The sequence below is a fragment of the Rhodococcus sp. MH15 genome, from assembly GCF_019266045.1.
Taxonomy (GTDB): Bacteria; Actinomycetota; Actinomycetes; order Mycobacteriales; family Mycobacteriaceae; genus Rhodococcus_F; species Rhodococcus_F qingshengii.
The window spans coordinates 281,127-299,435 of record NZ_LPNP01000080.1; the positions used below are offsets into that span (position 1 = coordinate 281,127).

General features: G+C 61.5%; 19 protein-coding genes. 12 read left to right on the top strand and 7 right to left on the bottom strand.

From position 1 onward, the window contains the following. Positions 1-83 precede the first annotated feature (83 nt). The gene (locus tag ATN37_RS24095; protein ID WP_007730792.1) at positions 84-1,226 is read left to right on the top strand and encodes an acyl-CoA dehydrogenase family protein; all 1,143 of its coding nucleotides are present in this window, start codon (positions 84-86) and stop codon (positions 1,224-1,226) included. Between the two features lie 9 nt (positions 1,227-1,235). Beyond that, positions 1,236-1,928, top strand: a complete 693-nt coding sequence (locus ATN37_RS24100) for a GntR family transcriptional regulator (protein WP_054781111.1) — start codon at positions 1,236-1,238, stop codon at positions 1,926-1,928. 10 nt (positions 1,929-1,938) lie between these two features. On the opposite strand, the gene ATN37_RS24105 is transcribed toward ATN37_RS24100, so the two are convergent. Continuing rightward, positions 1,939-2,559 carry a TetR/AcrR family transcriptional regulator gene (locus ATN37_RS24105; protein ID WP_256933479.1) on the bottom strand — a complete coding sequence of 207 codons (621 nt, stop codon included), beginning with the start codon at positions 2,557-2,559 and terminating at the stop codon, positions 1,939-1,941. A 116-nt stretch (positions 2,560-2,675) separates the two neighbouring features. On the opposite strand from ATN37_RS24105, the gene ATN37_RS24110 reads away from it, so the two are divergent. The 3 genes from ATN37_RS24110 (at position 2,676) to ATN37_RS24120 (ending at position 6,031) form a co-directional block, all read left to right on the top strand. Further along, positions 2,676-3,545 (top strand): oxygenase MpaB family protein, encoded by an 870-nt coding sequence (locus tag ATN37_RS24110; RefSeq protein WP_042446353.1) that lies wholly within the window; start codon positions 2,676-2,678, stop codon positions 3,543-3,545. A 104-nt stretch (positions 3,546-3,649) separates the two neighbouring features. After that, positions 3,650-4,789, top strand: a complete 1,140-nt coding sequence (locus ATN37_RS24115; RefSeq protein ID WP_042446349.1) for an EstA family serine hydrolase — start codon at positions 3,650-3,652, stop codon at positions 4,787-4,789. 147 nt (positions 4,790-4,936) lie between these two features. Beyond that, positions 4,937-6,031, top strand: coding sequence for a GGDEF domain-containing protein (locus ATN37_RS24120; protein ID WP_042446343.1), 1,095 nt, complete (start codon positions 4,937-4,939; stop codon positions 6,029-6,031). 9 nt (positions 6,032-6,040) lie between these two features. On the opposite strand, the gene ATN37_RS24125 is transcribed toward ATN37_RS24120, so the two are convergent. After that, the gene (locus tag ATN37_RS24125; RefSeq protein ID WP_007730800.1) at positions 6,041-6,253 is read right to left on the bottom strand and encodes a hypothetical protein; all 213 of its coding nucleotides are present in this window, start codon (positions 6,251-6,253) and stop codon (positions 6,041-6,043) included. A 32-nt stretch (positions 6,254-6,285) separates the two neighbouring features. Further along, the gene (locus ATN37_RS24130) at positions 6,286-7,716 is read right to left on the bottom strand and encodes an MFS transporter (protein ID WP_042446339.1); all 1,431 of its coding nucleotides are present in this window, start codon (positions 7,714-7,716) and stop codon (positions 6,286-6,288) included. Positions 7,717-7,779: 63 nt separating this feature from the next. Between ATN37_RS24130 and soxR the strand changes: the two genes are divergently transcribed. Further along, a complete protein-coding gene (gene soxR / locus ATN37_RS24135; protein WP_003943238.1) occupies positions 7,780-8,220 on the top strand; it encodes a redox-sensitive transcriptional activator SoxR in 441 nt (146 codons plus the stop codon). Positions 8,221-8,232: 12 nt separating this feature from the next. Here soxR and ATN37_RS24140 read toward each other — a convergent pair whose 3' ends face one another. The 3 genes from ATN37_RS24140 to ATN37_RS24150 all read right to left on the bottom strand — a co-directional run bounded on the left by ATN37_RS24140 (position 8,233) and on the right by ATN37_RS24150 (position 10,422). Further along, positions 8,233-9,039 carry an ABC transporter ATP-binding protein gene (locus ATN37_RS24140; protein ID WP_003943111.1) on the bottom strand — a complete coding sequence of 269 codons (807 nt, stop codon included), beginning with the start codon at positions 9,037-9,039 and terminating at the stop codon, positions 8,233-8,235. A 15-nt stretch (positions 9,040-9,054) separates the two neighbouring features. After that, positions 9,055-9,759, bottom strand: a complete 705-nt coding sequence (locus ATN37_RS24145) for a FadR/GntR family transcriptional regulator (protein WP_003943086.1) — start codon at positions 9,757-9,759, stop codon at positions 9,055-9,057. A 102-nt stretch (positions 9,760-9,861) separates the two neighbouring features. Beyond that, complete coding sequence (locus ATN37_RS24150) at positions 9,862-10,422, bottom strand: QsdR family transcriptional regulator (protein WP_003943195.1); 561 nt, start codon at positions 10,420-10,422, stop codon at positions 9,862-9,864. A 157-nt stretch (positions 10,423-10,579) separates the two neighbouring features. On the opposite strand from ATN37_RS24150, the gene ATN37_RS24155 reads away from it, so the two are divergent. The 6 genes from ATN37_RS24155 (at position 10,580) to ATN37_RS24180 (ending at position 16,609) form a co-directional block, all read left to right on the top strand. Beyond that, the gene (locus tag ATN37_RS24155) at positions 10,580-11,551 is read left to right on the top strand and encodes a phosphotriesterase (RefSeq protein WP_030536044.1); all 972 of its coding nucleotides are present in this window, start codon (positions 10,580-10,582) and stop codon (positions 11,549-11,551) included. Positions 11,552-11,554: 3 nt separating this feature from the next. Beyond that, positions 11,555-13,210, top strand: a complete 1,656-nt coding sequence (locus ATN37_RS24160; RefSeq protein ID WP_081558539.1) for an AMP-binding protein — start codon at positions 11,555-11,557, stop codon at positions 13,208-13,210. A 250-nt stretch (positions 13,211-13,460) separates the two neighbouring features. After that, positions 13,461-14,852 (top strand): MFS transporter, encoded by a 1,392-nt coding sequence (locus tag ATN37_RS24165; RefSeq protein ID WP_030536042.1) that lies wholly within the window; start codon positions 13,461-13,463, stop codon positions 14,850-14,852. A gap of 68 nt (positions 14,853-14,920) precedes the next feature. Next, positions 14,921-15,595, top strand: coding sequence for a TetR/AcrR family transcriptional regulator (locus ATN37_RS24170; protein ID WP_007730817.1), 675 nt, complete (start codon positions 14,921-14,923; stop codon positions 15,593-15,595). Between the two features lie 38 nt (positions 15,596-15,633). Beyond that, a complete protein-coding gene (locus ATN37_RS24175) occupies positions 15,634-16,266 on the top strand; it encodes an HAD family phosphatase (protein ID WP_218695703.1) in 633 nt (210 codons plus the stop codon). Between the two features lie 55 nt (positions 16,267-16,321). Beyond that, the gene (locus tag ATN37_RS24180; protein ID WP_042446304.1) at positions 16,322-16,609 is read left to right on the top strand and encodes a putative quinol monooxygenase; all 288 of its coding nucleotides are present in this window, start codon (positions 16,322-16,324) and stop codon (positions 16,607-16,609) included. Positions 16,610-16,683: 74 nt separating this feature from the next. Here the strand turns inward: ATN37_RS24180 and ATN37_RS24185 are convergent, their stop codons facing one another. Then, positions 16,684-18,186: a class I adenylate-forming enzyme family protein gene (locus ATN37_RS24185; protein ID WP_063315559.1), complete on the bottom strand. Its 1,503-nt coding sequence runs from the start codon at positions 18,184-18,186 to the stop codon at positions 16,684-16,686. Between the last annotated feature and the right edge of the window lie 123 nt (positions 18,187-18,309).

The following is an 18,309-nucleotide window of genomic DNA, read 5'->3' on the forward strand; positions in this document are numbered from 1 at the left end:
GTGATTTACTGTGCTGGTAGTCACAGTATGCGTCGGACCGAGCTCCGACAAGCCTCCAGCCTCATCTCACTCGGGAGTTTTCGATGTACATGGATTTCACGCAGGAGCAGTCTGATTTCGCCAAGTCGGTAGCGTCGTTCTGCAAGAAGGAAAGTGGTACCCGTGAGCAGCGAGACCTGCTGACCGATCATGGCGCCCATAACCACAACCAGGCGTTCTACGAGAAGATGGCGGAATTGGGATGGCTCGGGCTGACTGTCCCGGAGGAATACGGCGGATCCGCCGGAAGCACGGTCGACCTGTGCATCTTTCTGGAGGAAGCCGCCAAGGGCATGGCGCCGATCGGTGGACTCGGCCCGACCGTCATCACCGGGGCTGCATACGAGAAGTTCGGCAGTCCGGCCCAGAAGGAGGCAGTGCTCGGCGGGATCGTCCGTGGCGCGTCTCAGTCGATCTCGATGTCCGAACCCGAAGCGGGCTCCGACGTGGGAAATCTGAGTTGCCGCGCCGAGAAGGTCGACGGTGGGTGGCTGATCAACGGCCAGAAGACGTGGTGTTCCAACGCGCACTTCGCCGAGAACATCCTTCTGGTGGCTCGCACATCCCGAGGTGAAGGCAAGCATGAGGGCCTGACGATGTTCCATGTCCCGGCCGACATCTCCGGATTGAAGATCAGTGGAATCGACACCATGGGCGGCAAGGAGGTCAACGATCTCTACTTCACCGACACATTCCTGCCCGAGGACGCGGTGGTTGGCGAAGTCGGCAACGGCTGGCGTCAACTCATGGCCGGACTCAACATCGAACGCCTCATCCTCGCGGCGATGATGCTCGGGACCGCGCAGCGCGCTTTCGACGACACCCTCGAATTCGTCACCACGCGTAAGCAGTTCGGCCGTCCGGTCGGATCGTTTCAGGCGCTTCGCCACCGGATCGCGGATCTCGCCACGGAGATCGAATGCGGCCGTCTGCTGGTCTACAGCGTGGCCAGGATGGTCGACGCCAACCCGACCAAGATGTTCCCGCGGGAAGCGTCGATGGCCAAGCTCAAGCTGACCGAGACCGCCAAGAAGGTCGCGCTCGAGGGGATGCAGATGATGGGTGGGTACGGTTACGCGACTGAGTTCGACATGGAGCACCATGTGCGAAAGACTCTTGTGTCCTCCATTTATGGTGGTACCAACGAGATTCAGCGAGACATCATCGGCAAAACGTACGGACTGTGAGGATCGGTTGTGGCAACGTCTGCACGCACTCGGAGAGCGACATCTGAGCTGAGGAGACGGCCACAGTTGTCGGAGGACGTGGCCAACCACGTTCGCAACCTGATCATGTCCGGCTCGGTCCGTCCGGGCGAGTTCGTCAGGCTGGACGAAACCGCGGCCGACCTCGGGGTCAGCGTCACGCCGGTGCGAGAAGCCCTCGTCGCATTACGCGGCGAGGGGATGGTCGAGTTGGTTCCGCATCGCGGCTATCTCGTCTCGCCCCTCAGTCGCCAGGACATCGAAGACATCTTCTGGTTGCAGGGGCAGATCGCGGTCAAGCTGGCGTTGCGGGCGATGGACAGCATCACCGCTGATCAACTCGCGGAACTCGCGGAACTCAATGCCGATTTGCGAGCGGCGGTCGACGCTTCGGATGCAGCTGCGATCGAGCAGTGCGAATTCGAGTTCCATCGCCTGATCAATCGCGCTGCGGGTGGTGCGAAGTTGGCATGGTTCCTGTTCGGCGCGATTCGGTACACCCCTGCTCGTCTCTACGCGACGGATCCAGGCTGGGGTGAGCTTGCGGTATCGAGCCACGATGCTTTGATCGCGGCGTTCGAGAAGCACGATCGAGAACAGGTGGACGCGCAGATGAGTCTGCAGTTCTCCGACGGCGCTGCTCGACTTCTCGCTCACCTCGACAACATCGGGATCTGGGACTGAATGCAGGAGCTCAAGACGGCGGCAGGGCGGGTGCGAGCAGGATCGCCGCACATTCGGCGACCAGTTCTTCTTCCGTCACGTCGATGTACCCGTCGAGCCATGCACTGAGGGTCTGCGCCAGGCCGCCGACCAGGAACGTGGCCGTCAGGGTCAGATGACCGCTGTCGTTCAATCGGTAGAAGGTCTTCGCGTTGGCGGCCAGGAGACCGATGAATATCGTCGTCGACGCTTGGCGTTTCTCGGCCAGGACAGGGCTCGTCAGGGCGCTGGAGAACAGTAGACGTCCGCGACGGGGATCGTTCGCGATAGAGCGGACGATGTTCGCGATTCCAGCGAGCGCCTTGCCGCGTTCGGTCACGGCGGCGTCCACTGCAGCCTGGGTTGAAACGGCGATGTCCGTGATGACGGTGTCGTAGACGGCCGACATCAGAGCATCACGATCGGTGAAGCTCTCGTAGAAGTACCGCGCCGCGACACCGGCCTTCTTGCACACTCCGCGGACCGTCAGTTCGGGCTCGGCGGAGCCCATGAGTTCCAGACCGGCCTCGATCAGCGCCTCCCGTCGTTGGGCTATGCGGAGCGCGCCGTCGACGCCACCGTACGAACGCGGTTGGTCATTCATGAAGACCATCTTTGCATCCCGAGATTGCTTGACATCTCGGCATTTCGGCGTTTCACTCATCTGAGAACATGCGTTCGCAGATATCGACTCGAAGGGGTTCTGCCATGACGGTGAGTAGGGATTCGATGGACGGGCGCGAGGAAGCGGTGGTAGGCGGCATCGGAGCGGTCGGCGTCCAGGCGGTCGACATCGACGCCGAGGTTGAAAAGGCGATGTCCGGGCTCGGACTGTTGGCCGCAGGCGCCAACGTCATCATGCAGTTGGCGCGCCCGGCGGTGGGGTACGGCGTGTACGAGAGCAAGGTCGAGACGGGTCGGTTGGATCGGCATCCGGTGAAGCGAACCCGGACGACGCTGACGTATCTCGCGGTGGCGAGCCTGGCGACGGACGAAGAAAAGAAGCTGTACCGACGCGCAGTCAACGGCTCTCACAAGCACGTTCGCTCCGATGAGAACAGCGCGGTCGAATACAACGCGTTCGATCCCGAACTGCAGTTGTGGGTAGCCGCCTGCCTGTACCGAGGCTTCGAGGACGTCTACAAAATCTTGTACGGGGATCTCGATCCGGTAACCCGGGATGCGTTCTATCAGCGCAGCGCCACGTTCGGTACAACCCTTCAGATGCGACGCGACATGTGGCCGGCGGACCGGGATGCGTTCGAGGTCTACTGGAACGAGAACCTCGACAAGGTGGCGATCGACGAGACGATTCGTGAGCATCTCTACGGGATCGCGTCGGCGACCTTCACTCCGAAGCTGTTGCATCCCGTGGTCGGTCCGCTCAACCGATTTGTCACCACCGGGTTCCTGCCCCAAGCCTTTCGTGACGAAATGCGGCTCCCGTGGTCAGTGCGTCAGCAGCGTAACTTCGACCGATCCATGCGCGTCGCCGCGCTGGTCAATCGGTTCAGTCCGAAGATTCTGCGGATGTTTCCCTACAACTTCTATCTCTGGGATCTGCGTCGGCGCATCGCCAAGGGAATCCCGTTGGTCTGAGCCGACTCTGGCACTTGAAGTGATTGACACCACAGGTGAATCGGACACATACTCAACGTAGTTGAAGTTGACGTCAAGTTTCATCATTCCTGTGGAGGCTGTCAGTGGCGAACATCGAAGGCGTATGTGACCAGCGATTCTCTGGCTTGAAGGAGGCGCTGGCACGCAATCTCGATTCCGGCGAGGACGTCGGGGCAGCGATCGCACTGACGATCGACGGCGAATCCGTCGTCGACATGTGGGGCGGTTGGGTCGACGTCGAGCACACTGCTCCTTGGTCTCGCGACACCGTTACCAATGTCTGGTCCTGCAGCAAGACCGTGACCGCACTGGCCGCGCTCATGCTCGTCGACCGCGGGTTGCTTGATCTCGACGCCCCGGTCGCGCAGTACTGGCCGGAATTCGCAGCAGCGGGCAAGGACCGAATTCGGGTCCGGCAACTGTTGTCGCACACCTCGGGTGTGTCGGGGTGGGATCAACCGTTCACGCTCGAGAACATTTGCGACGACGAATATGCCACCGCCCGGTTGGCGACGCAGGCTCCGTGGTGGGAACCGGGTACGGCATCCGGATACCACGCCCTCAACTACGGCCACCTGATCGGCGAGGTCGTCAGGCGCATCGACGGACGAACCCTCGGCCGCTTCATCGACGAGGAAATCGCCGGCCCACTCGATGCTGATTTCCGCCTGGGCTTGCCGAAGTCGGAATACGGGCGAGTCTCGAATGTGATTGCGCCACCGCCGTTGCCGATCGACATCGCGGCACTCGGGATGGACAACATCATGGTGAAGACATTCACCGCGCCGCCCGCTGACGCTACAGGTTCGTGGACCGACGGGTGGCGCGCCGCCGAGATCGGTGCGGCCAACGGTCATTCGAATGCGAGGGCACTCGCAAGGATCCAATCGGTGATCGCGTGCGGTGGCAAGGTCGGTGACGTTCGCTTGCTGTCGGAGGAAACGATCGACAAGATCTTCGAGGAGCAGTCGTACGGGGTCGACCTCGTCCTCGGCGTGCCGGTCCGCTTCGGCGTCGGATTCGGATTGCCGACGCCCGAGTCCGTCCCGTTCATTCCGGAGGGGCGAATCTGCTTCTGGGGAGGTTGGGGTGGCTCGCAGATCATCATCGACACCGAGAAGCGCATGACGTTCTCGTACGTGATGAACAAGATGGGGCCGGGTCTGCTCGGTTCCGAGAGATCGGCGCAGTACGTATCGGCGGCCTACGACGCTTTGAGTTGATCGACCGATTCAAATCCGGCAGAACGGTTTTTGTCTGTCGCCGCTGACTATGCTGCCGGATATGCCAGTGTGCTCCGGGGGGAAATCAGCGAGTCCGTTTCGTCGAAGTACGCCCAAAAGTTGCGGAGCTGCATCGGCTGATCGGCGATGAACGGTTTGGTCGACGTCGTCATGCGCTGGTGGCAGTTGCCGGACCAGTTCCACAGTTTCAGCAGGTACCTCCAGGACCGCGGGTTCTTGACTTCCTGCCGGGCGCTGGTCGGCGGAACAGCATTCTGGATGGGGCTGGTGTTGCTGTCGGCGCGATTCAGTGACGTCGGTCCGCAAGGTACGTTCTGGCGAGCGGTCAATCTGGCGGTCATCGCGCTGTGCCTCGGCGCGGCCCTGATCTGGTGGCTGTTTCCGCCTACGCCGCTGTGGTCGTACACCTTTGTCGTGGGTTCCGACGTCGCGATTGCGGCGGCGGCCGCAACCGACTCGGAACCGCTGGGACGACTCATCGCGTGCGTCGTTTTCGCGTCGATCGGCGGCTACATCGCGTTCTTCCACAATCCGAAACTCCAAGTCGGTCACTTGGTCTTCGCCTCGACCGTCACGGTGCTTTCGGGGTGGACTTTGTTGTTCGGGCCAGCAGCGGACGTCGGCTTGGGACTGGCGAAGATCTCGGTTGTGCTGGCTACGATCATCGTGATTCCTGTTGTGTCACAGATTGTTCTGGCGGTCCTGGGTTCGGATGCCACTACCTCCGACATCGACCCGTTGACCGGACTGCTCAACCGTCGCGGATTGGCGCGTCGGGTGAACGACTTGATGGGCGCTCCGGTCACCGAAGCGGATGCACTGCTCGTAGTGGTGATCGACCTCGATCGCTTCAAGACGATCAACGACGTTCACGGCCATGACGTAGGAGACAGCACGATCATGCGAACTGCACTGCGCATCCGTTTGTGGACAACCCAGTCCGCCTTGACTGCTCGTATGGGCGGTGACGAGTTCGTCGTGGTCGAACGGGTACCGGTCAGCGTGATCTCCAGGCTGGAAGGACAGATCCGCTCCGCGATGGACGGAGCGAACGATGACCCTCCGACGAGCGCGAGCATCGGAATGGCGGTCCGCACCGCGCCCCGGAATCCGGGTGAGTCAGTCGACGCTGCTTTTGCCGAACTCTTCCGCGTCGCGGACTCGGTGATGTACGAAGCGAAGCGCGAAGGTGGCAACCAGGTGCGGGCGAGCCTGGTCTGATGTGAGAGCTCAGTCGGCGAAGCTCAGACCACGTTCGGCGAGTGCTTCGCGCAGAATCCTCAAGGCCTTCGGTCCCATCCCGTGCAAAGCGCCGAGTTCCTTCTCGGACACGGACGTCAGCTGCGCGAGATGGGTGTAACCCGCTGCGATCAGCGCGCGCTGTGCGGGAGCTCCCGTCTTCGGGAAGTCGGTTTCCACTGTGCCCGGATCCGGTTCTGTCACTGGCCAACTCCTCCGTGTGGGTTTCTCACAGTTTAGCGAGCGTCGTGAACGATTTCGGGGCTGCCGATTTTGTCGGGCGTTCGCGGAAGTGCGCGAGCTGCCACGGCAATGCCGATGATCGAGACAGCGGCGAAGGTGAAGAGAAGCAATTGCGCAGAACGAAGCGTCGACGGTTCGCCGATGTTGACCAGCACTCCGGCCAGGGCTGCACCGAAGGCATTGGCGATCAGCTGAACGGTGTTGATGGCAGCCGAGGCACGCGCACCTTCTCCGGGATCGGTGACCGAGGTCATCGCCCCGACTGCAAGATGAGGCCAGGCGATGCCGATTCCGACGCCGGCGAACAGCAGTCCGATCACCCACGCGACCATCGCACCGGCGCCGGCGTGTTCGGTGAGAAATGCTGCCATGATGCCCAACCCGATCGCGACGAGGATCGGACCGCTGACAACGATTCGTCGCACGATACGAGGGGTCGTGGCCGAGGCGCTCGGGATTTCGCCGAGAGTCCAGCCGAGAGCGAGTGCGGCCCCGAGGAATCCGGCCGCGAGAGGCGCCAGGCCGGCAAGTCGTTGCCCGAAGAGTGGAATGAACGTCTCGACGGTCGACGCGACAGCGAGGACGACGATGGTCAGGTACACCCATTTGAGGGACGACGCGTTGAACGTCGACGGCGGTAGTACGCCGTGGCGCGAGCGACGGTCAGCGGCGACAAAGGCGATCAGTAGCAGCACAGCGGCGAGAACCATTGCGGCGGTCACGGCGAGGTTGGACAGAATTCCGGCAACGCTGACCAGCAAAGCTGCCGCAGTCAGCAATGCCAGCGAGAGGACCGGCACCGGGCTACTGGTGGTGCTGCCCGGTTCATGTGCCGGTAGCGCGCTGGGGACGAGAGCGGCGACTGCGATCGTCGCGATGACCAGGACGCCGAAAGCCCATCGCCAGGCTCCGAACTGAGCAAAGACACCGCCGATTGCAGGGCCGGCGAAGGTGCCGACTCCCCACATCGCCGAAACCAGCGCGGCCCCGCGAGTCCACAGATGTCTGGGGAGCGCGGCATTGATGACGGCGTAACCGAGACCGGCCAGCAGGCCACCGCCCGAACCCTGGATCGTGCGGCCGACCAACAGCAATTCCATCGTCGGGCTGACCGCACAGACAACGGTGCCGAGCGCGAAGATCGCGAGGCCGATCAGGTAGGCCCCGCGCGGTCCCCTGGCAGCGAGGACGTTGGTGACCAACATCGAAGAGATGACGGAAGCAATGAGGAAGACCGTCGCGGTCCAGGCGTAGTACTGCTGACCGCCGATGTCGTCGATGGCAGTCGGAAGCAGGCTGGTCGTCAGGTAGACGTTGGTCGCGTACAGCGCAACGCCGCCTGCGAGGACGGTAGCGGTGCCGAGGTATCGACCGCTCAGGAGTTGCCGCCAGGTTCCGGCGGGAGCATCGGTGGGGGAGTGCATGTTGTCGAAGGTAGAATCTCGAGTGCGCTTCAGGTCAATGTCGCGCAGCCATTGGGAGGCAGAATGATCCGTAAGAGTGACGAACTTCTCTCGATCGGTGAGGTATCGGAGCGCACTGGCGTCGCCGTGTCGGCTGTGCGCTACTACGAAACACTCGGTCTGGTTCCTGCGGAGCGGACGGCAGGAAATATGAGGAAGTTCCCGCGGCACTCGATCCGGCGGGTGTCGCTGATCCAGTTGGCAGTCAGGTTCGGGATACCTCTGGCCGAAGTTGCCGAAGTATTCGGATCGTTGCCGCAGGGTCGAACTCCGACGAAGAAGGACTGGCGCAAGATTTCCACGGAGTGGAATCAGCGCCTCGAGGATCGCAAGCAGGCCATCAACCGGATGCAGGACGAACTGACGGGCTGTATCGGCTGCGGGTGTCTGTCACTGAAAACATGCAACCTGCTCAACCCTGGAGACGAACTGGGCCGGGAGGGACCCGGCGCCAGGCGTCTCTGAAACTACTGTCGGTCACACTCTTTCGCGTGGCCGCGACTGGGCATTCCACCGACCACCACGACGCTCGATCTCGATGGGATGCGAGAAGCACTCGCTGATGTTCTGGGTGGTGATCACATCCTCGGCGAGGCCGCTGGCGGTCACGACGCCGTCCTTGATCAGAAGAGCATGTGTGGTGGTGCTGGGGATCTCCTCGATGTGGTGCGTCACGAGGATGCTGGCAAGTGACGGGTTCTGATTGCGGAGGTCGTCCAGTGCCGTCAAGAGTTGTTCGCGTGCAGCAAGATCGAGCCCGGTCGCCGGTTCGTCGAGCAGAAGCAGGCGCGGTTCGACCATGAGTGCGCGGGCGATCAGGGCTCGTCCCCGTTCGCCTTGGGACAAGTTGGGCCACAGTGCGTCCGAACGCGGACTCATTCCGAGTAGATCGATCAGTGCGTCGGCGTGAGCCTCTTGCTCCGGCGTCGGTGACCAGCGCGGCATCACCTCGGTGGTGTTGGTGAGGCCGGTGATCACGACGTTGCGGACGGTGATCGGAATTCCGATCGTGTGACGAGGGTTCACGTGCCCGATGTCCATCCGCAGTTCCCTCATGTCGACGCGGCCCAACTTGTGGCCGAGGACGTAAACGGAACCGCGAGTCGGGTGGGCGGTTGCTCCGAGCAGGCTCAGAAGCGTGCTCTTGCCCGCGCCGTTCGCGCCGAGGAGGACCCAGTGTTGTCCGGGTTCGATCGAAATGTTGATGTCTTTCAACAAGTATCGGCCGTCGCGGACGAGATCCACGTGTTCGGTCGACAGAACTGTGCCGGTGGGGTGTTGCACGAGAACTAACCTCTCTTAGGCGTCGAGCACACGCAGTCGTCGTAGGACGGTGTCGATGTTTGCTCGAGTTGCCGCTACCGCGGCTTCTGGGTCGGCGTCTTGAAGGGCCTCGACCAACTGATCATGGGCATGTGAGGTGTCGGGGACGCCGGCCTCGTGGGCCATCATCTCGACGAGGGATTCACGAAGGAGTGGACGCACCGACGTGAAAAGCGAGAGCAGAACTGCGTTTCCTGACAGTCGAACGACTTCGGTGTGGAAGTCGAGGTCGACGTCGACGAACTTCTCGACATCACCCTCGAAATGACTGTGTCGCATGGTCAGTCGACGCCGCAGGCCGTCGAGGTCCTCAGGTTGTACCCGCTCCGCGGCCAGTCTGGCGGCCTCGATCTCGAGTGCGCGACGGACTTCGAAGACCTCGAGGATCCTCGAGCGTCGAAGAAGTTTGGTGAATTCGTCGACGTGCTCGAGTTCGGACGCGGCAGCCACGAAGGTTCCGACGCCGTGTCGGACTTCGAGTAGTCCGTCGCGAGCGAGGAGGCGGATTGCCTCGCGAATCGAGGAACGCCCGACGCCGAGTTCGACGGCGAGGGCCGCCTCGCTCGGTATGCGCTCGGACGGCGCCCACGTTCCATGCATGATTCGCCCGCGCAGCAACTGTTCGAGTTGCGGTACCAGCGGACCACTGCGAAGTGTGAATCCTGTGTGGTCGTCGGACACTGCTTGCCTCTCGGGTGGGTACCGAAAGAGTAACAACTCATCAGACGTCTGAGGACTCGGGTGGCCGGTGTGTCGCCGTAGTGTTCACGCGGTCGAAGCGTGTCAGTTGCGGGTGACGCCGAGGAGCAGTGCGATCAGGTCGAGAGCCGTCTCGATCTCGGCCTTTTCTCGGCCGAGCAGGGGGGCGTAGAGGTGTACGTCGCAGATGCGAACGAGGGCTTCGCCCAGCACTTGCGGCGAGAGCGTGATCGTCAGTTGGCCGGCGTCGACCTGGGACTGCAAGATTTCGGCGGTGATGGAGGCGGAGATCGATTCGATGGAGCCGGGCATCATCGCGAGTTTGATGAACACCATCGGTTCGCGTTTGGTCAGCGCGCGCAGTTCTGTCGACGATTCCACCGATCGCATAACGCGGCCGAAGACGTCGAGAATGTACTCCGGACCTTGCCCCGACGCCTGTGACATCGCCTTTCGGTATGTCCGTTCGGTGGCCTCGGCCAGCACTGTTCCGAGCAGTTCGTCGCGGTTGCCGACCCAGCGGTACAGCGTCGCGCGGCCTACGCCGAGACGTTCGGCGAGCAGTGACATGTCGAGTGGTTCCTCCGCGAGGTACATGCTCGCGGCGGTGTCGATCGCGCGTCGGCGTTCGAGGTCGGTAGGCATCGGGACATTCTCTCCGGTTGTCCGGTACTGCACAATTTCGGCCGTTGAAAAATGGTGAGCCTCGGGGGATCGAGCCTATTGACGAACCTGGCCACGTGAGACACACTAGCTCATTGTCTCATGTTAGTGATGGCGATCACAGTCAGGGGTTCGATCGATGAGTTCAGTACAAACCGTTCGTGGGCCGGTGGATACAGCCGATCTGGGAAAGGTGTTGATGCACGAGCATGTCTTCGTTCTGGGTGAGGAGTTGCGCCAGAACTACCCCGACTACCCCGAACCCTGGGACGAGGAAGTACGGGTAGCGGACGCGGTGGCAAAGCTGACCGAGGTGAAGTCCCGCGGAATCAGCACGATCGTCGATCCCACGGTGATCGGCCTCGGCCGGTACATTCCGCGCATCGTCCGGATCAACGAGCAGGTCGATCTCAACATCATCGTTGCTACCGGCATCTACACCTACAACGACATTCCCTTCCAATTCCATTACACCGGACCGGGATTGCTGTTCGACGGCCCCGAGCCGATGGTCGAACTGTTCGTCAAGGACATCAGGGAAGGAATCGCCGGAACCGGTGTCCGAGCCTCCTTCCTGAAGTGCGCCATCGAGGAGCCGGGCCTTACCCCCGGCGTCGAGCGGGTCATGCGCGCGGTCGGACAGTCGCAGGTGGAAACGGGAGTGCCGATCACCGTGCACACCAATCCGCACACTGAATCCGGGCTGGTCGCGCAGAAGGTTCTGGCCGAAGAGGGTGCGGATCTGACCAAGGTGGTCATCGGTCACTCCGGCGACACCACCGATCTCGACTATCTGTGTGCGCTGGCCGATGCCGGTTCGCTACTGGGGATGGACCGTTTCGGTCTCGAACCGTTCCTGTCGTTCGAGGATCGTGTCAACACGGTGGTGGAGATGGCCCGTCGCGGTTACGCGGAGAAGATGGTTCTGGCACATGACGCGTCGTGTTTCATCGACTACTTCCCCAGTGCTGCAAGAGAAGCGGCACTTCCGAACTGGAACTACACCCACATCAGTGATGATGTCATTCCGGCGCTGCTCGAACGTGGTGTCACCGAAGACCAGGTCAAGGCGATGCTGGTGGACAACCCACGTCGGTACTTCGAGAGCTGAGATATGACCAACGTGTACGAGAGCAAGCCCTGGCTCGCCAATTACGACGCCGACACTCCGCCGAACGTAGACATCGAGCACGTCGACGCCCTCGCGATGTTCCGTGCTTCGCTGGAGCGCGATCGCACTGCCCCGATCATCAGGTACTTCGACAGGACCGTCAGCTTTGCCGAGCTCGACGAGATGTCGGATGCGCTTGCCGTAGCCCTCGCCAAGGATGGAATCGGGTTCGCAGACAGAGTTTCCTTTGTCCTGCAGAATGTTCCGCAGTTCGTGATCGCGACAGTCGCGGTCTGGAAGCTCGGTGCCGTCGTCGTTCCGGTCAATCCGATGTACCGCGACCGTGAGCTGTCCACCGTACTGGCCGACAGCGGAGCGGCGGCAGTCATCTGTCTCGAGTCCTCGGCCGAGACCGTGGCGACTGCGTCCGAGGGCACCGCAGTGCGACGGGTGATCACCACGTCGGAACTGGATTTTCAGTCGCGCGACGATGAACGGATCTTCGGTTCGGCGTCCAGGATTCGGCACGATGGATTTCCGGATCTACTGGAATTGATCGAGGCTCATCGAGGGCAGAAGCCCGAGAAGGTCGATCTGTCCCCGGAAGACCTTGCCTACCTTCCCTATACGTCAGGGACAACCGGCCCGCCGAAGGGGTCGATGAACACGCACTCAAATGTCGTGTTCGCAGCGCAGATCTATCGGGACTGGCTGGGGTTGCGCCCCGGCGGCGCGATGTTCGCGGTGGCGCCACTGTTCCATATCACCGGGTTGATCGGGCACGTCGCGGCTCCACTCCTAGCCGGCGCGCCCACGATTCTGACCTGCCGATTCCATCCCATCGTTGCAGCGGAGTCAATTTCGGAGCATCGGGCTACCGCGATCATCGGAGCGATCACGGTATTCATCGCGTGGACGGACAGCGCCGCAGTCTCGAAGGAATCTTTGAGCTCTCTCGAGTCGGTGTATTCGGGTGGCGCGCCGATCCCGCACGCGGCGTTGGAAGCGTTCCGGGCGAAGTTCGGTCACTACATTCACAACGGCTACGGGCTGACCGAGACGAACAGCCCGGCAATCGTGGTGCCGAATTCGCGTGAAGCGCCGGTAGATCCGGCGTCGGGGGCCGTTGCTGTCGGCGTACCGGTATCGAATACGTACGCCGAGGTGGTGGACGAGAACGACAAGCCGGTACAGGTCGGGGAGTACGGCGAGATCGTGGTCTCCGGTCCCCAGGTTGCACTCGGATACTGGAACAAGCCGGACGAGACCGCACATGCCATGCCGGACGGGCGTTTTCACACCGGCGACATCGGAGTCATGGACGGCGACGGTTGGTTTTACATCGTCGACCGGATGAAGGATCAGATAAATGCGTCGGGCTTCAAAGTGTGGCCACGCGAAGTGGAAGATGTTCTTTACGAACACCCCGCCGTACGAGAGGCTGCTGTCGTCGGTGTCATGGATCCGTATCGCGGCGAAACCGTGAAGGCCTTCGTGTCCTTCAAGGACGGTGCCGAGGCGACCACCGAGGATCTGGTCGAGTTCTGCAAGGAAAGGCTTGCAGCATACAAGTATCCACGCATCGTCGAGGTCATGAATGACCTCCCGAAAACAGTGAGCGGCAAGATTCTTCGTCGTGAACTGCGGGTACCGAACTAGATCTGCCTGACAAACGAATTGCCGGCCGCCGACAAGGTGAGCCGGCCATTCGTCGTGGTGGCTGACGAGCATCGGTAGGGGATTTAGTCCCCTATGCGGCAATGCATTTCAGTGATTGACATCACTCTTTTTGTATCGCAGACTGATCGCAACGCCACAGAGTTGAAGTTGGTGTCAGTTTCTACTTCTGGCCCGGTTCCGCTTCTCAACTCCCGGCGCGACGAGCGTCCGACCCATCGAGGAGTAACCCATGACGAGATCGGCAGTGGATTCGAGCACGCAGGCAGGGGGCCTGTCCGATCAGGAACGGAAGAAGAAGAAGGCGCACCGCAAACTTCTCGGCGCGGGACTGCTCGGCAGTTCCATCGAGTGGTACGACTTCTTCTTGTACGGAACGGCTGCGGCACTGGTCTTTCCGCATGTGTTCTTCCCCGATTCATCCGCACTGATGGGCACATTGCTCTCGTTCAGTACGTTCTGGGCCGGCTTCGTTGCCCGCCCCATCGGCGGTTTGGTCGCCGGACACTTCGGCGACAAGTATGGGCGTAAGCCCGCTGTCGTCACCTGCCTGTTGCTGATGGCTGTCGCGACGTTCCTGATCGGCGCGATCCCGAGTGCTTCGGCAATCGGCGTCGTCGCTCCGATTCTTCTGGTGACACTGCGATTCATCCAAGGTCTCGCCTGCGGTGGCCAGTGGGGCGGAATCGTCCTTCTCCTCACCGAATCCGCGAGTCCCAAGAAGCGCGGATTCTCAGGCACTTTCGGTCAGATGGGTGTCTCGTTCGGTGTAGTGCTGGGCAACCTGGTCTTCCTCGTCGCGACCGCGACCATTTCCAATGATGCATTCCTGAGCTGGGGTTGGCGAGTTCCGTTCTTCGCCAGCGCGCTGCTCTTCCCTGTGGTTCTGTACATCCAGACGAAGGTCGAGGACACGCCGGAATTCCTCGAGTTGCAGGAAGACGCCAAGAAGAACCAAAAGGACGTCGTCGTTCAGGCTCCACTGGCGCAGGCGCTCAAGGATCACTGGCGCAAGATTCTGCTCGGTTGCGGACTTCTGGCCGCCACCAATGCACTGTTCTACATCAGCATCGCCGGCGTGCTCAGCTACGGCACAACCGAACTGGGGTTGAAGCGGAACTCACTGCTCATCATCTCGCTCCTGAGCGCGTTGCTGACAGTCGGCGTGGTGCTGTGGTCCGGGAAGATGTCCGACAAGATCGGTCGTCGTCCGATGATCCTGATCGGCGCCGCGGCGATCGTGGTCTGGGCATTCCCGTACTTCTGGTTGATCAACACCAAGTCCCTGCCGCTGTTCTTCATCGCGGTGACGGTTGGCAGCGTGTTCCAGTCGATGACCTACGGGCCGATCGCGGCATACATGGGTGAGCTGTTCGCACCCAACGTGCGCTACTCGGCAGCATCGTTGGCCTACCAGTTGGCTGCGATCACGGTCAGCGGTGGCACTCCGTTCATCATGACAGCACTTATCGCGAAGACCGGAACCACGACATGGGTTGCCGTGTTCGTGGCACTCATGGGCTTGGTGACCTTCTTCAGTGCCTGGGTGCTGAAAGAGACCAACCCGAAGGAAGTTCGGGACGATCCGAACGCAATTCCGGGCGCGCACCTGTACGCCAAGTAACTCTTTCGGTTTCGAGCAGACGCCCGCTATCGGTCACCGGTAGCGGGCGTCTGACGTATAACTGGAGCATGGCTGCAGCACGCACAGGCTCCGAAGATGCTTCGTCGACAGTGTCACGGGAACTCCCCTCCACTCAGCGTGGTTTGCGTACGCGGCGAGCGTTGATCGATGCGGCCCGCACCGTTTTCGAACGGTCCGGCTATCTGGACTCGCGGCTGATCGACATCACTGTGGAGGCGCAGTGCTCGGCCGGTACCTTCTACACCTACTTCGCGAGCAAAGAAGAGATCTTCGCGGCAGTGATGGAGTTGGCACGCGAAGACATGATGCATCCGGGTATGCCGCACACTCCGAAAGGCGCGGATCCTGCTGAGGTCATCGCGGCGAGTAACCGCGCGTACCTCGAGGCGTACCGACGGAACGCGAAGCTGATGGGACTGCTCGAGCAGGTAGCAAGCATCGATCCGGAGTTCCGGGTTCTCCGCCTCGAGCGTGCTGACGCGTTTGTTCGACGCAACGCGCGCAGTATCGAGAAGCTGCAGAAGGCCGGACTGGCGGACGCGAATCTGGATCCGCTACTGACGTCTCGGGCACTCTCCGGGATGATCAGTCGACTTGCGTTCGGGTACTTCGTATCCCGCGGCGGCGAGGACGGCGCCGCCGGAGTGACCTTCGACGGTCTGCTCGATACCGTCAACCGGTTGTGGATCAACACTTTGCAATTCTCGCTACGCCGAAATTGATGTTGACGCCGGGTTCATGTTTGGTGTCTGATGGAGCAATGACACCTACGCGTACGGCAGTGCTCGTCGATTTCGGTGGAGTTCTCACCTCCAGTGTTCTTCAGGCCTTCGAAGACTTCGGGGCCTCGCTTGGCGGCGACCCACGACTTCCGTTGACCCTGCTCTCCCGCGACGACATCTCGAAGAGACTGCTCTCCGATCACGAATCCGGAAAGATCGACCAGGAGGCCTTCGAAGCAGGATTCAGGGAACGGCTACGAGCGCACGGCGCCGTCGTGGACAGCGAAGGATTGGTCGACCGTATGCAGGCCGGGCTTGTCCGAGACGAAGAGATGGTGCGACTGATTGCGGACGTCAGAGCGGCGGGTCACCCTGTTGCGCTCGTGTCCAATGCTTTCGGGCGTGATTGCTACGCGGGTTTTGTGCTCGAGGACCTCGCCGACGAAGTGGTGATCTCCTCGGAAGTCGGGATTCGTAAGCCCTCTCGTCAGATCTACACCATCGCGTGCGAGCGGCTGGGTGTTGCGCCCGAAGGCGCCGTGATGATCGATGACCTGCAACAGAACCTCGACGGCGCGGCACGATTGGGGATCGCCGGCATTCTCCACACCGATGCGGAAAGCACTCGCAGTCAGTTGGAATCGACGTTCGGACTACTGCCCATGCAGTGAAACTGTAGGTTCTCGGTAACACTCGAATACTGCTGGAACACTTTTGGAGGAATGAATGATTGCTGTCATCGCGGATATCACCGTCAAAGACGGAAGCGGCGAACAGTTCGAAGCCGTAGTCGCCGAACTTGCCGAGAAGGTGCGCACGGAAGAGCCCGGAACGGTTCTGTATCAACTGATCCGCTCGAAGACGGATACGAATTCCTACAAGTTCATGGAGCTGTATCAAGACGGTGCTGCGATCAAGGCCCATGGATCGTCCGAGCATTTCCAGGCCGCAGGAAAGGCGATGGCGCCCTTCCTCGCAGGCGCCCCGCAGATCGAGTACTTCGACGCACTCTGAGCGTATGGACAGGGCACTCTGAGCGCATGGACAGGTGAACCCCGGCGAAATCTCGCCGGGGTTCACCTGTGTTTTCAGTTCTGCTTCTGGGCGAGGAGTTCGGTGCGGTCGATCGATCGCTTGAGGATCTTTCCCGTCGAACCCTTCGGGAGCGCGTCGATGAACTGGACGACCCGCGGAATCTTGTAGGCGGACAGACGTTCCCGAGCCCACGAGGTGACGTCATCTGCTTCGAGGTCGGAGCCTGGGCGCACGGCCACCACCGCCGCAACCTCCTCGCCGTAGTAGTCGTCGGGTATACCGATCACCGCGGCCTCGATGATGTCGGGGTGCTGGTAGAGCACCTCTTCGACCTCGCCTGGATAGACGTTGTATCCACCGCGGATGATGAGGTCCTTGACGCGGTCGACGATGCGAAGGTCACCGTCGGCGTCGGTCTCGCCGAGGTCTCCGGTGCGGAACCATCCGTCGTCGGACAGGACGGCGGCCGTGTCGGCCGGGCGCTTCCAGTAGCCCTTCATGACCGTCGGTCCTTTGATGAATACCTCGCCCACTGTGCCTGCCTGGCAGACATTTCCGTCGTGATCACGGACCTCGACCTCGGTGCGCGGTACGGCGCGGCCGGTGTATCCGATCTTTGCGACGCGGTCGATGCTGTTGAAAGTTCCGAATGCGCTCGTCTCGGTCAGGCCGTAGCCCTCGAGGATTGTGCAGTTGAACCGTGCTTCGAAGGCGCGAGCGACTTCACCGGGAAGTGATGCGCCACCGGAGATTGCGATCCGCAGTTGTTCGAAGTCGGAGCTGTCCACGTCGGCTGCGGCGTGCAGCATGGCATTCCACATGGTGGGGACGCCCGCCATGATGGTGAGCTTGTCCCGACGCACCAGGTCGAGCATGGCGGCCGGGTCGAACCGGGCGAGCAGGGACAGTGATCCGCCGCCGGTGAAGGTTGCCATCATCACCGAACCCTGGCCGAAGATGTGAAAGAGCGGCAGTCCGGTACCGGTGCGGTCCGAGGGATTTCCGCGGCTGCTCTCGGCGCCGATCTCACCGGCAGACAACAGATTCCCGACCGTCAGCTGAGCGCCCTTCGGACGTCCGGTGGTACCGGAGGTGTAGAGAATCGCCGTGGTGTCCGCTGTGTCGCGGTCGACCACCGTTGCCGGTGGATGGTCGGCCTTCGCCGATTCTTCGGTGAGCGTCCACACCGGGACGCCGCGCGCACTCCCTGCATCCTGAACTGCGGGACCGAGCTGGTGCCAGGCGATCGCCAGCGAAATCTCGGCGTCGTCCAGTACGTACTCGACTTCGGGTTGCGCCGACATCGTGTTGATGGGCACCACGACACAACCTGCAGCCTGAATCCCCATGTATGCCACGATGAATTCAGGCACCGACGGCGCCGCGAGCAGAACCCGGTCGCCGATGCTCAACCCTTCGTCGCGAATGCGGCCGGCGAACGCCAGAGACGCGTCGTGAAGCTGTCGGTATGTCCAATGACTATCCGTGCCGCGAATTGCAATATTTTCCGGAGTGGCTTCCGCGTGACGGGTCACCGGGTCGAGAACGCTAACCATGGTTCTGCCTTTCGGGAGGAATCGACCGATTGTGTGTCCTGGGTCTCACCAGAGCGTACACTTGAATCCGGCGTCAACATCGAGTCTGCTGGGATTGTCCCGAAAATGATGTTGATCGGAAGG

Coding starts and splice junctions, on each gene's coding strand:
- ATN37_RS24120 (WP_042446343.1), top strand. CDS start 4,937: ATGAACGGTTTGGTCGACGTCGTCATGCGCTGGTGGCAGTTGCCGGAC.
- ATN37_RS24095 (WP_007730792.1), top strand. CDS start 84: ATGTACATGGATTTCACGCAGGAGCAGTCTGATTTCGCCAAGTCGGTA.
- ATN37_RS24105 (WP_256933479.1), bottom strand. CDS start 2,559: ATGGTCTTCATGAATGACCAACCGCGTTCGTACGGTGGCGTCGACGGC.
- ATN37_RS24165 (WP_030536042.1), top strand. CDS start 13,461: ATGACGAGATCGGCAGTGGATTCGAGCACGCAGGCAGGGGGCCTGTCC.
- ATN37_RS24170 (WP_007730817.1), top strand. CDS start 14,921: ATGGCTGCAGCACGCACAGGCTCCGAAGATGCTTCGTCGACAGTGTCA.
- ATN37_RS24110 (WP_042446353.1), top strand. CDS start 2,676: ATGGACGGGCGCGAGGAAGCGGTGGTAGGCGGCATCGGAGCGGTCGGC.
- ATN37_RS24130 (WP_042446339.1), bottom strand. CDS start 7,716: ATGCACTCCCCCACCGATGCTCCCGCCGGAACCTGGCGGCAACTCCTG.
- ATN37_RS24150 (WP_003943195.1), bottom strand. CDS start 10,422: ATGCCTACCGACCTCGAACGCCGACGCGCGATCGACACCGCCGCGAGC.
- soxR (WP_003943238.1), top strand. CDS start 7,780: ATGATCCGTAAGAGTGACGAACTTCTCTCGATCGGTGAGGTATCGGAG.
- ATN37_RS24175 (WP_218695703.1), top strand. CDS start 15,634: ATGACACCTACGCGTACGGCAGTGCTCGTCGATTTCGGTGGAGTTCTC.
- ATN37_RS24155 (WP_030536044.1), top strand. CDS start 10,580: ATGAGTTCAGTACAAACCGTTCGTGGGCCGGTGGATACAGCCGATCTG.
- ATN37_RS24180 (WP_042446304.1), top strand. CDS start 16,322: ATGATTGCTGTCATCGCGGATATCACCGTCAAAGACGGAAGCGGCGAA.
- ATN37_RS24185 (WP_063315559.1), bottom strand. CDS start 18,186: ATGGTTAGCGTTCTCGACCCGGTGACCCGTCACGCGGAAGCCACTCCG.
- ATN37_RS24160 (WP_081558539.1), top strand. CDS start 11,555: ATGACCAACGTGTACGAGAGCAAGCCCTGGCTCGCCAATTACGACGCC.